This is a genomic window from Caulobacter sp. GW456-12-1-14-TSB4 (assembly GCF_059424195.1).
The window spans coordinates 381,178-391,445 of the sequence record NZ_JBWKZF010000001.1 but is presented as its reverse complement, the minus strand read 5'-3'; the positions used below and the strand labels follow the sequence as shown (position 1 = coordinate 391,445).

The following is a 10,268-nucleotide window of genomic DNA, read 5'->3' as shown; positions in this document are numbered from 1 at the left end:
ATCTATACGCCCACGCCATTGGCCGGCGCTCCGGTCGCGGCCCCGCCGCCACCGCCGCCACCGCCACCGCCACCGCCGGCGGTCAACAGCAGCAACGTCATCAAGGGCACGGCCTATCTGCGCACGCGCAACGGCCAGACCCGCAGCTGCGCCGGCTCGCCGGTGCGACTATTCCCGCGCGGTCCGTCCACGGTCGCCTTCGTGCGTCAGGCCTATGGCTCTGAGACGGGTGGTTTCGCCCGCCGGACGAGCTGGGAGCCGCAGCCGTTCGATCCGGTGGTGACGGTTCTGACCTGCGACGCCCAGGGCGGCTTCGCCTTCGACCGTCTGCCCGACGGCGACTACTACGTCGCCGCCGTGGTCAGCATCGAGAGCCAAGCTAGCAACGGCGGGAACTACACGGTCCAGGAAGGCGGCACGATCGTCAGCCTGGTCTCGGTCTCGGGCGGCGCGGTCAAGCCGATCGTCCTGACGCGCTAGGTTTCTGGCCCGCTAGACTTCCGGCACGCCGGCCATCATCGCCTTCAGCGCCGCCAGGTGGCCCTTCAGCGCCTTGCGGCCCTGTGTGGTTAGCGACAGCCAGGTGCGCTGGCGGCCGTCCGAGGCGGCCTTGCGGACCTTGACGTGGCCGGCCTCCTCCAGGGTCTTCACGTGCTTGGACAGCACCGACTCCGAGACGTCCAGCGCCTCGCGGACGGTGGCGAAGTCGATGGTGTCGGCCTGGGCCAGCATGCAGCACATCTGCAGACGGTTGGGCGCGTGGATCACCGGGTCCAGCTCGGCGCTCACAGGCTGTTCCCGTCGCGCAGGTCGGCGCGGAAGGCCGCTTCCCAGACGAAGCCGCCAATCGTGACGATCACGGCGACGATCGCGCCAAACGCGAGAGGGGCGTAGGTCAGTCCCCGTTCGTGCTCCAGCCAGACGGCGATCAGCATGCAAAGGGTGGTGATCGCCGCGAGGCCGACGGCGACCCAGCGCGTCCGTCCCGCGCGATAGCCGTTGATCCACATGCCGGTGCGGCGCTTGTAGGCGCGCATCAGCAAGGAAAGCCCGGCCGCGAACACGAGGTAGCAGGCGATCTTGCCCACGATCGGCAGGCTTTGGGCCGCCACCATGCCGCCTATCAGCAGGCCCAGGGCCGGATGGTACCAGACCGGCGCCTTGGCGCGTTCGGCGAGGTCGGCATTGGCGGCTTCGACCTCGGCCAGCATGCGCAGGGCGTCTTCGTTTCGAGTCATGGGGACTTCCTTGCTTTCCAATATGGAAAGTCATATCGCTTCACTTTCCAAATTGGCAAGTAGAAACTTTCCATGATGGAAAGTGATGGACTCGACAACGACGCTCGGTGGAGGCCTGATGGCGGCATGAGCACGCTGTTCCGCTTCGCCAGCGCCGTGCGGCGCCACCCCGAGGTCGAGGCCTGGTTCTCCGGCCACGAGCCGATGCGCCAGCGGGTGCAGCCGTGGTTCGAGCGCCTGCGCGCGGCCGGCGAGGATGTCCGCGAGCTGCTGCACGACGGCCATCCGACCGCCTGCGTCGATGAGGCCGCCTTCGCCTATGTCGACGCCTTCACCGCCCACGCCAATATCGGCTTCTACGAGGGCGCGTCGCTGCCCGACCCGGCCGGCCTGCTGGAAGGGACCGGCAAGCGCATGCGGCACGTCAAGCTGCGCTGGGGCCAGCCGGTGGACGAGGCGGCGCTGGCCGCATTGATCGCCGCCGCCCATGGGGACATGCGGCGACGGGTCGATTCCGGGGAATGACTAGCTGGCGCCGCCGCGCTTAAGTCTCTATCTCCCCGGCCATGCTGATGGTCATTTCGCCCGCCAAGTCGCTGGACTTCACCGCCCCAAAGGACGTGCTGCCGCTCACCACGCCGGCGCTCAAGGCCCAGATCGCCGAGCTGGCCAAGGTCACGCGCAAGCTGACGGCTCCGGACCTGAAGCGGCTGATGCACATCTCCGACGCCCTGGCCAAGCTGAACCGCGAGCGGTTCCAGGCCTTCGACGCCGAGCTCGAGGACGGCCTGCAGGCGGTCATCGCCTTCAACGGCGACGTCTATGGCGGCCTGGCCGCACGGGAGCTGGACCGGCCGGCCCTGGAGTGGGCTCAGGACCACCTGCGGATCTTGTCGGGGCTCTATGGCGTGCTGCGCCCGTTCGACGCCCTGCAGCCCTATCGCCTGGAGATGGGCACGCGCCTGAAGACCAAGCGCGGGAACAATCTCTATGACTTCTGGGGCGAGACGATCTCCAAGACCCTGAACCAGGCGGCCGAAGGCCACGAGGACCCGACCCTGGTGAACCTGGCCAGTCAGGAATATTTCGGCGCCATCGACGCCAAGGCCCTGAAGCTGCCGGTGGTCACCTGCCACTTCAAGGAGGAGAAGGCCGGCGAGCTGCGGGTGCTGGGCTTCTTCGCCAAGAAGGCCCGGGGGCGCATGGCGCGCTACATCATCGACAACCGCGTCGACCGCGCCGAGGGCCTGAAAAGCTTCGACCTGGACGGCTATGCCTTCAAGCCGAGCCTCTCGACCGAGTCCGACTGGGTTTTCGCTCGCCGTCAGCCCTGAATTCATCTACTGGTGAATTTAATAAGCACTCGCCTCTCGCAACGGCGAGTTATATGTTGCGCCGCAACATCGTTAGGGCGTCATCCAGGAGCGTATGCGCATGGCCGTGGATTTCGGTTTGCAGGGGCAGGTCGCCATCGTCACCGGCTCGACCAGCGGCATCGGTCATGCGTTGGCCGACGCGCTCGCCGCCCAGGGCTGCAACATCGTCATGAACGGCCTGGGCGAGATGAACGCCATCGAGCGGGCCCGGGCCGAGATGGCCGAAAAGCACGGCGTCGAGGTGCTGTACCACGGCGCCGACATGACCAAGCCGGATCAGATCGCCGACATGGTCCGCGCCGCCAAGGCCGAGTTCGGTGAGCTGGACATCCTGGTCAACAACGCCGGCGTCCAGCACGTGGCCCCGATCGAGGACTTCCCGGACGACAAGTGGGACCTGATCATCGCGATCAATCTGTCGTCGGCCTTCCACGCCACCAAGGCGGCGGTGCCGATCATGAAGGACCAGAAGCGCGGGCGGATCGTGAACATCGCCTCGGCGCACGGCCTGGTCGCCTCGCCGTTCAAGTCGGCCTATGTCGCCGCCAAGCACGGCATTCTCGGTTTGACCAAGACGGTGGCCCTCGAGGTCGCCGAGCACGGCATCACGTGCAACGCCATCTGCCCGGGCTTCGTGAAGACCCCGCTGGTCGAGGCCCAGATCGCCGACCAGGCCAAGGCCCGCGGCATCTCGGAAGAGGCGGTGATGAAGGACGTGATCCTGGCCGCCCAGCCGACCAAGCAGTTCGTCACCTTCGAACAGCTGGGCGGCATGCTGCTGTATCTGGTCTCCGACGCCGGGGCTTCGGCCAATGGCGCCGCCTTCCAGATCGACGGCGGCTGGGTGGCGCAATAGGCTGGGCCCCGTGCCCATCCCGCCCTTCACCAAGAAGAAGTCCGGCCCCCGGACGCTGAGCCTGGCCCTGCAGGGCGGAGGCTCGCACGGGGCGTTCGAGTGGGGGATCCTCGACCGCCTGCTGGAAGAGGACGACCTGGAAATCCGGGCGGTGACCGCCGCCTCGGCCGGGGCGATGAACGCGGTCTGCCTTGCTCAAGGCCTGATCGACGACGGCAAGGCGGGCGCGAGGAAGCGGCTGGACTCGTTCTGGCGGCAGGTGAACCGGCAAGGCGGCCGCAACGTCTTCGGCGACACCTCGATCTGGACCAGCGCCTTTGGCGGCGGGGCCGACTGGCTGAAGAACACGCCGGGCTGGCGGATGGCCGAGACCTTCGCCCTGTCGCTCAGCCCCTACGAGTTCAACCCGTTCAACCTGAACCCGCTGCACGATGCGCTGGAAGGCGAGATCACCTTCAGCCAGATCCGCGAGAAGAGCCCGATCAAGCTGTATGTCGCCGCCACGGCGGTGCGGACCAGCAAGTCGGTGATCTTCCGCGAGACCGAGCTGACCGCGCGCCACATCATGGCCAGCGCCTGCCTGCCGCAGGTGTTCCAGGCGGTGGAGATCGACGGCGAGCCCTACTGGGATGGCGGCTTCCTGGCCAATCCGCCGCTGTGGCCGCTGTTCTACGACGACACCCCTGACGACATCCTCATCGTTAGTCTCAACCCCTTCGTCCGCGGCGAGACGCCCAAGACGCCGGGCGAGATCATGGACCGGCTGAACGAGATCACCTTCAACGCCTCGCTGGCCTCGGAACTGCGGGCCATCGGCTTCGTGCAGAAGCTGCTGGACGAGGGGCTGCTGAAGGACAATGCGCGGGGCCGCTACCGCCGGATGCTGGTCCACGCCATCACCGCCGACAAGCCGCTGGCGGACCTGTCACTATCGACCAAGTTCGACACCGAGTGGAGCTTCCTGACCGACCTCAAGGCGAGGGGGCGAGCGGCGGCGGAGGCTTGGCTGAGCGATTGCGGGAACTGTATCGGTGTGAAGTCCTCAGTCGATCTGAAAGTCGGGTTTCCATGAGCCACCCCGTGCCGACCGTCGGCGTCGTCTGCCTGCGCGGCGACGAGGTCCTGCTGATCCGGCGCGGCACGCCGCCCAGGCTGAACCAGTGGAGCCTTCCGGGCGGCCGGCTGGAATGGGGCGAGACCCTGGAAGTCGCCGCCCTGCGCGAGCTGAAGGAAGAGACCGGCGTCGAGGCGCAGCTGCTGGGCCTGCTGGACGTGGTCGATGGCGTCTTCCCGGCGCGCCCTGGGGGCGAGATCACCCGCCACTATGTGATGATCGACTATGCCGCCCGCTGGACCGGCGGCGAGCCCGTGGCCGGCGACGACGCGGCCGAGGCGCGGTTCGTCTCGCGGGACGAGGCCATGGCGATGGTCGAGTGGGACGAGACGCGGCGGGTCATCGCGGAGACGTATCAGAAGTTCGGGGTCTAGTATCCCGAGGTTGCGCGTGCTCAATCGCAACCATGACCATCGTCGAAGCTCGCGCGCCACGTACGCCCCTCAGCCCGAACGCCCTGATCCTGATCGCCGCCGTTGTCGGTCTCGGTTGGGCAGTGGCGGCTGAACTGCCGCCGGCCGGCCCCTTCACCTTCGCCTTTGTTGCCGCTGCCTGGATCCTCAGCGTCGGCATCCACGAGTTCGGTCACGCCTTCGCCGCGCACAAGGCCGGCGACACGACGATCGTCGAGAAGGGCTACCTGACGCTCGACCCGCTGAAATACACCGATCTCGTCACCACCATCCTCTTCCCGCTGCTGGCCTTGGCGCTGGGCGGCATCGGCTTTCCGGGCGGGACGGTCTATCTGCGCGAGGACCTGATGCGGTCGAAGGGCTGGCGGTCGCTGGCCTCGCTGGCCGGACCGCTGGGGACGTTGGCCGTGCTGATCGCCCTGGCCGTCGCCCTGCCGTTCGTGGTCTCCGACGCGCTGAGGGATGCGCTGTCGCTGCTGGCCCTGCTGCAGGCCAGCGCCCTCGTCCTGAACCTGCTGCCGATCCCGGGCCTGGACGGCTATGGCGTTATCCGGCCGTTCCTGCCCGACGGCGTGCGGGCCAGGATGGTCAAGATCGAGCGGGTCGGCTTCCTGATCCTGTTTGCTTTGATCTTCTGGGTCCCCGGCGTCAGCAAGTTCATCTTCGGCGCGGCCTTCACGATCACCGACGTCATGGGTGTGGCGCGGCCGGCGATCGGGGCCGGCTGGCAGGCCTTCCACTTCTGGGGCTCTTGACCGACGTAACGTCAGTGTCTCTCTTTCAAACAAGCGTTTCGAGAACGAGAAAGAGGAGGTTCGCCATGGCCTACGCGCCGTTCAATCTGGCTGGCAAGGTCGCCCTGGTCACCGGCGGCAATCGCGGCATCGGTCTGGGCATGGCCAAGGCGATGGCCCAGGCCGGGGCCGACATCGTCATCTGGGGCTCCAACCCCGAGCGCAACCTCGCCGCCGAGAAAGAACTGACCACCCTGGGCGTCCGCGTGAAGGCCCAGACCGTCGATGTCTCCGACGAGGATCAGGTCCGCGAAGGCATGGAAGAGGCCGTGGCCGCCATGGGCCGCGTGGACAGCGTCTTCGCCAATGCCGGCATCGGCTACGGCTCGCCCTCGTTCGTCGAGATGAAGACCGAGACCTATCGCAAGGTGCTGTCGGTCAATCTGGACGGCGTGTTCTTCACCCTGCGCGAGGCCTGCCGCCACATGGTCGAGCGGGCCAAGAGCGGCGATCCGGGCGGCTCGCTGGTCGGCGTCGCCTCGCTGGCGGCCATCGAGGGCGCGGCCCGCAACGAGGCCTATGCGGCGACCAAGGGCGCGGTGATCTCGATGATCAAGTCGGTCGCCGTCGAACACGCTCGGTACGGCGTGCGCGCCAACGCCATCCTGCCGGGCTGGATCGCCACCGACATGACCGCCGGCGCGCAAGGCAACGCCGCCTTCGCCGAGAAGGTCATTCCGCGCGTGCCGGCCCGCCGCTGGGGCGAGCCCGAGGACTTCGGCGGCATGGCCGTCTACCTGGCCTCGGACGCGTCGAGCTACCATTCGGGAACCACCCTGGTGATCGACGGCGGATACTCGATCTTCTAGAGATGTGTTTCTTGGACTCTGAAGTCCAATAAAAACCTATGTAAAACAGCCTCTTGCGGAACCGCGCCGGCGGTGAGACAGTTTCTTGAAGGCAGTCCGGGCATCAGATCCGGACGCCGACGAGGAAACAACAAGATGACGCCTCAAGACGTTGTCAGCCTGGCCCCGCCGCGAGGCTTCCTGACGCTGATCGCCCTGGTCCTGACGGCCATGGCCAGCTGCTTCTGGACCGCCGAGTCGGACGTCGAGGCCGAGCTGGTCCGACACCAATAGTTGGGCGCCGCTAACCTCGCGGCAGGCTTGCGGGCCTGGGCCCGGCGCGAAACCCTCCCTGGAAACAACGGGAGGAACGGTCATGGGCCTGCGCACGCCGCTCTGCGATCTTCTGCATATCGAGCATCCGATCCTTCTGGCCGGCATGGGCGGGGTGTCATACGCGCCCCTGGCGGCGGCGGTGTCGAACGCCGGCGGCTATGGCGTGCTGGGCATGGCCGGGACCTCGCCGGACTTTATCCGTAGTCAGATGCGCGAGGTCCGCTCACTCACCGACAAGCCGTTCGGCGTTGATCTCCTGGCCGCCACGCCCGACGCCCTGACCGCCAGCGTCGATCAGATTATCCAGGGTGGCGCGTCCTCCTTCATCGCCGGCCTCGGCGTGCCCCTGCCGATCATCGAACGCCTCAAGGCGGCCGGGCTGAAGGTCATGGTCGTCTGCGGAGCGGTGAAGCACGCGGTGAAGGCCGAGCAGGCCGGCTGCGACGCCGTCATCTGCCAGGGCGGGGAGGGCGGCGGCCACACCGGCCTCGTCGGCACCCTGCCGCTGGTCGCCCAGGCGGTGGAGGCCGTGAAGATCCCAGTGGTCGCCGCCGGCGGCCTGCACGACGGTCGAGGCTTGGCGGCATCGCTGGCCTTGGGCGCGCAGGGCGTCTGGATGGGCACCCGCTTCATCGCCAGCCATGAGGCCCATGCCGGCGACCTCTATCGCCAGGCGGTGGTCGAGGCGGCCGACGAGGACACCGTCCGCACCCGCTGCTACTCCGGCAAGCCGATGCGGGTGCGCAAGAACCCCTATGTCGACGACTGGGAAGCGCGGCCGGCCGACATCCAGGGCTTTCCGCAGCAGGCCATGGTCTCGATCCGGGCCGGGGCCATGGGCGGCATCGGCGGCCAGATCGATGGCCTCGACCCGGCCAAGTCCTGCTTCGCCATGGGCCAGAGCGCCGGCGGCGTGCGCGAGGTGCTGCCGGCCGGCGAGATCGTGGCGCGTCTGGTTAGCGAGGCCGAGGCGGCGCTGGAGAGGGCCAGCGCCTTCCGCACCTAGCGTTCGTGCGCCGGCAGGATGCGCTTGAAGTGCGCCTCGACGGCCGCGTGGCACTCGCAGGCGCGCTTTTCCAAGCCTGGGCGGTCCAGCACCTCGACCTTGCCGCGGCCGATATGGATGACGCGAGCGTCCTGCAGCACGCGCGCGACGGCGCTGACGGTCGTGCGCTGCACGCCCAGCATCTGGGCCAGGGTCTCCTGGGTCAGGCGGATCGGCTCCTTGCCCGAGCGGTCGTGGGCGAACAGCAGCCAGCGGCAGACGCGCTGCTCGATCGGATGCAGGGCGTTGCAGGCCGCGACCTGCATCATCTGGGCGATGAACACGTCGGCGGCGCGATCGAACAGGTCTCCGACGATGGCGTGGCGCGCCTTGGCCTCTTCCAGCTTGGCGGTCGGCAGGCAGAAGGCGTGGCCCGGCACGCGGACCACGGCCCGGCCATAGGCGGGCTTGAAGCCGGCGCTGACCACGCCGCCGATCGCGCCCTCGAAGCCGATGCTGGCGGCCTCGATCTCCTGGCCGTCCGCCGTGACGACCAGCAGCGAGGCCTGGGTCGGGCCGCAGGGCAGGTAGGTGTGCTCGACATCGTCGCCGACATCGAACAGCACGGCGTCCGCCGGCAAATCGACCAGCACCAGGTGCGCGGCCAGTTCGGCCAGGGCGTCCGGGCGCAGGGCGGCCAGCAGGCGGTTGGACTCATAGGTCGGCGCGGCGTCGCCCTCGGCGGTGCTGCGGACGATGCGGGTGATGGCGGTCATGCTTACCTCCCGTGAAGCTCGACTGCATAAGCGCACGGGGCACGGCTTAGTTTCCCGTGGACGGCGAGACTCTTCCGAAGCACCCTCCCGCCGAGGCTGGGAGAAGGACGATGATCGCCAAGCGTCACCTGCGGCGAAGGCTGAGCCAGTACGGGGCGCTGTGGCTGGGATCGTTCGTCCTTACGCTGTTCGTCATGGCCGCCATGGTCTTCGGCGTCCGGATGCCGCTGGCCGACACCGCCGACCTCGTCCTGCCGATCGCCCTGGCGCTACTGGGCATGGTCGTCATCGCCGGCGTCGGGCTGACCGTGGCCAAGGACGTCGGCCTGTCGACCAAATCCCTGATCACGGCCCTGGCCCTGCTGCTGATCCTGCCGCTGCTGTGGGCGCCGGTCCTGGCGGTGATCGTCACGGCCGCCATCGCCGGGGCGTCTGTGGAGTATTCCACCGCCTACGCCCAGTTCCGGATCACGATCAGCCACCTGATCTATCCGCTGGCGGCCATGCTGGGTGAAGACCCGTTGATCGGCCTCATCTGGCAGGCGTTCCAGGTCGTCGCGTCCGTCGTGGGGGCGGTCGCGTCGGTGCTTCAGGTGTGGCAGGTCATAAAGCCGTTCCTCTACGGCGAGGACGAGGAGACCGCTGAGGCTTAAACCACTCTCCGCTCATCCCCGCGAAAGCGGGGACCCAAGCTGAGTCCGCGGACAGGTTCACGATCATGCGGAAACCGGATAGCCCGCTTGGGTCCCCGCTTTCGCGGGGATGAGCGGGGTTTGTGTCAGCTCAGCGCCGTCGGGCTGAGCGGCGCCCAGTCGTCTTCCTGCTCGTACAGCATCACGGGCAGGCCCAGTCCGGCCGGGTGCTCGGCCAGACGGCGGGCCGCGGCGCGGGCTTCGCCGCGCGTCTCGTAGGCGCCAAAGCGCAGGTTGTCGCCGATGATGGACCAGCGATCGCCGACCCGCACGACACCATAATGCACCTCAGTCATGGGGGACCTCCTTGCAATATCCACAGGGAACGCCCGATCTGTGGCGATCACAAGGCCTTTATTGCTCAAGCTTTTTTGACACCGGGGGACATTCTATCCCCAGGCCGAGTTGGGCGTGTTCGCCCATCAGGCGCGGGACGGTGACAGGCCCGCGCGCATTGGCGATAACAGGCTCATGTCGCGTCCGTTCCTTATCGGCGTTCTTCTCAGCGCCCTTGTCGCCGCCCCGGTCCTGGCTCAGGAACGCGCCGCCGACGAGCGTCAGCGCCTTCTGGACCTGGCCTATACGCTGGGCGAGAGCCACGCCCTGCGCCAGGCCTGCCAGGGCGAGGGCGACCAATACTGGCGCTCGCGCATGGTTCGTCTGACCGAGGTGGAACAGGCCGACCAGGCCTTCGACGCCCAGCTGCGCGAGCGGTTCAATACCGGCTTCGCCTCGCGTCGCAGCGAATATCCGACCTGCGACGAAGACAGTCACCGGGCCGAACAGGCCACCGCCCGCAAGGGCCAGGCCCTGGCCCGCAGGCTCTCGCAATCGGTCCGCCAGGCGCGGGCGCCGGATTCCGTGGCGGACGACGAAGGGGCGCGCTAACCTCTACCTCTA

The 10,268-nt window shown here is 67.8% G+C and carries 16 protein-coding genes; 12 read left to right on the top strand and 4 right to left on the bottom strand.

The annotated features are described in order from the left end of the window. Positions 1-480: hypothetical protein (locus AC07YH_RS01955; protein ID WP_494745325.1), on the top strand; the 480-nt coding region annotated here is incomplete at its 5' end. 12 nt (positions 481-492) lie between these two features. Here AC07YH_RS01955 and AC07YH_RS01950 read toward each other — a convergent pair. Continuing rightward, positions 493-789: a transcriptional regulator gene (locus AC07YH_RS01950; RefSeq protein ID WP_494745324.1), complete on the bottom strand. Its 297-nt coding sequence runs from the start codon at positions 787-789 to the stop codon at positions 493-495. Beyond that, positions 786-1,238, bottom strand: coding sequence for a hypothetical protein (locus AC07YH_RS01945; protein WP_494745323.1), 453 nt, complete (start codon positions 1,236-1,238; stop codon positions 786-788). The genes AC07YH_RS01950 and AC07YH_RS01945 overlap by 4 nt, the downstream gene beginning before the upstream one ends. Before the next feature lie 126 nt (positions 1,239-1,364). On the opposite strand from AC07YH_RS01945, the gene AC07YH_RS01940 reads away from it, so the two are divergent. The 9 genes from AC07YH_RS01940 (at position 1,365) to AC07YH_RS01900 (ending at position 7,921) form a co-directional block, all read left to right on the top strand. Continuing rightward, the gene (locus AC07YH_RS01940; protein WP_494745322.1) at positions 1,365-1,763 is read left to right on the top strand and encodes a DUF1801 domain-containing protein; all 399 of its coding nucleotides are present in this window, start codon (positions 1,365-1,367) and stop codon (positions 1,761-1,763) included. Positions 1,764-1,804: 41 nt separating this feature from the next. Continuing rightward, positions 1,805-2,572, top strand: a complete 768-nt coding sequence (yaaA, locus tag AC07YH_RS01935) for a peroxide stress protein YaaA (protein WP_494745321.1) — start codon at positions 1,805-1,807, stop codon at positions 2,570-2,572. A gap of 100 nt (positions 2,573-2,672) precedes the next feature. Next, the gene (locus tag AC07YH_RS01930; RefSeq protein WP_494745320.1) at positions 2,673-3,470 is read left to right on the top strand and encodes a 3-hydroxybutyrate dehydrogenase; all 798 of its coding nucleotides are present in this window, start codon (positions 2,673-2,675) and stop codon (positions 3,468-3,470) included. Positions 3,471-3,480: 10 nt separating this feature from the next. Further along, on the top strand, positions 3,481-4,542 hold the full coding sequence (locus AC07YH_RS01925; protein WP_494745319.1) for a patatin-like phospholipase family protein: 1,062 nt from the start codon (positions 3,481-3,483) through the stop codon (positions 4,540-4,542). Next, the gene (locus tag AC07YH_RS01920) at positions 4,539-4,958 is read left to right on the top strand and encodes an NUDIX hydrolase (RefSeq protein ID WP_494745318.1); all 420 of its coding nucleotides are present in this window, start codon (positions 4,539-4,541) and stop codon (positions 4,956-4,958) included. Before AC07YH_RS01925 ends, AC07YH_RS01920 begins: the two co-directional genes overlap by 4 nt. Positions 4,959-4,990: 32 nt before the next feature. After that, entirely contained in the window at positions 4,991-5,752 is a 762-nt protein-coding gene (locus tag AC07YH_RS01915; protein WP_494745317.1) for a site-2 protease family protein, read from the top strand. Between the two features lie 65 nt (positions 5,753-5,817). Beyond that, a complete protein-coding gene (locus AC07YH_RS01910) occupies positions 5,818-6,600 on the top strand; it encodes an SDR family NAD(P)-dependent oxidoreductase (RefSeq protein ID WP_494745316.1) in 783 nt (260 codons plus the stop codon). A 135-nt stretch (positions 6,601-6,735) separates the two neighbouring features. Next, positions 6,736-6,873, top strand: coding sequence for a hypothetical protein (locus AC07YH_RS01905; RefSeq protein ID WP_494745315.1), 138 nt, complete (start codon positions 6,736-6,738; stop codon positions 6,871-6,873). 82 nt (positions 6,874-6,955) lie between these two features. Then, the gene (locus AC07YH_RS01900) at positions 6,956-7,921 is read left to right on the top strand and encodes an NAD(P)H-dependent flavin oxidoreductase (protein ID WP_494745314.1); all 966 of its coding nucleotides are present in this window, start codon (positions 6,956-6,958) and stop codon (positions 7,919-7,921) included. Here the strand turns inward: AC07YH_RS01900 and AC07YH_RS01895 are convergent. Beyond that, a complete protein-coding gene (locus tag AC07YH_RS01895) occupies positions 7,918-8,676 on the bottom strand; it encodes a Crp/Fnr family transcriptional regulator (protein ID WP_494745313.1) in 759 nt (252 codons plus the stop codon). The genes AC07YH_RS01900 and AC07YH_RS01895 overlap by 4 nt on opposite strands. A 110-nt stretch (positions 8,677-8,786) precedes the next feature. On the opposite strand from AC07YH_RS01895, the gene AC07YH_RS01890 reads away from it, so the two are divergent. Then, positions 8,787-9,329, top strand: a complete 543-nt coding sequence (locus AC07YH_RS01890; RefSeq protein ID WP_494745312.1) for a hypothetical protein — start codon at positions 8,787-8,789, stop codon at positions 9,327-9,329. A 125-nt stretch (positions 9,330-9,454) separates the two neighbouring features. Here AC07YH_RS01890 and AC07YH_RS01885 read toward each other — a convergent pair whose 3' ends face one another. Then, a complete protein-coding gene (locus AC07YH_RS01885) occupies positions 9,455-9,664 on the bottom strand; it encodes a hypothetical protein (RefSeq protein ID WP_494745311.1) in 210 nt (69 codons plus the stop codon). 175 nt (positions 9,665-9,839) lie between these two features. Here AC07YH_RS01885 and AC07YH_RS01880 point away from each other — a divergent pair, with 175 nt between their 5' ends. Then, positions 9,840-10,256: a TIGR02301 family protein gene (locus AC07YH_RS01880; RefSeq protein ID WP_494745310.1), complete on the top strand. Its 417-nt coding sequence runs from the start codon at positions 9,840-9,842 to the stop codon at positions 10,254-10,256. Positions 10,257-10,268: the final 12 nt, after the last annotated feature.

Bases quoted from the DNA above. Each gene is read 5' to 3' on its own strand.
- AC07YH_RS01945 (WP_494745323.1), bottom strand. From the start codon at position 1,238: ATGACTCGAAACGAAGACGCCCTGCGCATGCTGGCCGAGGTCGAAGCC.
- AC07YH_RS01940 (WP_494745322.1), top strand. From the start codon at position 1,365: ATGAGCACGCTGTTCCGCTTCGCCAGCGCCGTGCGGCGCCACCCCGAG.
- yaaA (WP_494745321.1), top strand. From the start codon at position 1,805: ATGCTGATGGTCATTTCGCCCGCCAAGTCGCTGGACTTCACCGCCCCA.
- AC07YH_RS01930 (WP_494745320.1), top strand. From the start codon at position 2,673: ATGGCCGTGGATTTCGGTTTGCAGGGGCAGGTCGCCATCGTCACCGGC.
- AC07YH_RS01920 (WP_494745318.1), top strand. From the start codon at position 4,539: ATGAGCCACCCCGTGCCGACCGTCGGCGTCGTCTGCCTGCGCGGCGAC.
- AC07YH_RS01915 (WP_494745317.1), top strand. From the start codon at position 4,991: ATGACCATCGTCGAAGCTCGCGCGCCACGTACGCCCCTCAGCCCGAAC.
- AC07YH_RS01910 (WP_494745316.1), top strand. From the start codon at position 5,818: ATGGCCTACGCGCCGTTCAATCTGGCTGGCAAGGTCGCCCTGGTCACC.
- AC07YH_RS01905 (WP_494745315.1), top strand. From the start codon at position 6,736: ATGACGCCTCAAGACGTTGTCAGCCTGGCCCCGCCGCGAGGCTTCCTG.
- AC07YH_RS01900 (WP_494745314.1), top strand. From the start codon at position 6,956: ATGGGCCTGCGCACGCCGCTCTGCGATCTTCTGCATATCGAGCATCCG.
- AC07YH_RS01895 (WP_494745313.1), bottom strand. From the start codon at position 8,676: ATGACCGCCATCACCCGCATCGTCCGCAGCACCGCCGAGGGCGACGCC.
- AC07YH_RS01890 (WP_494745312.1), top strand. From the start codon at position 8,787: ATGATCGCCAAGCGTCACCTGCGGCGAAGGCTGAGCCAGTACGGGGCG.
- AC07YH_RS01885 (WP_494745311.1), bottom strand. From the start codon at position 9,664: ATGACTGAGGTGCATTATGGTGTCGTGCGGGTCGGCGATCGCTGGTCC.
- AC07YH_RS01880 (WP_494745310.1), top strand. From the start codon at position 9,840: ATGTCGCGTCCGTTCCTTATCGGCGTTCTTCTCAGCGCCCTTGTCGCC.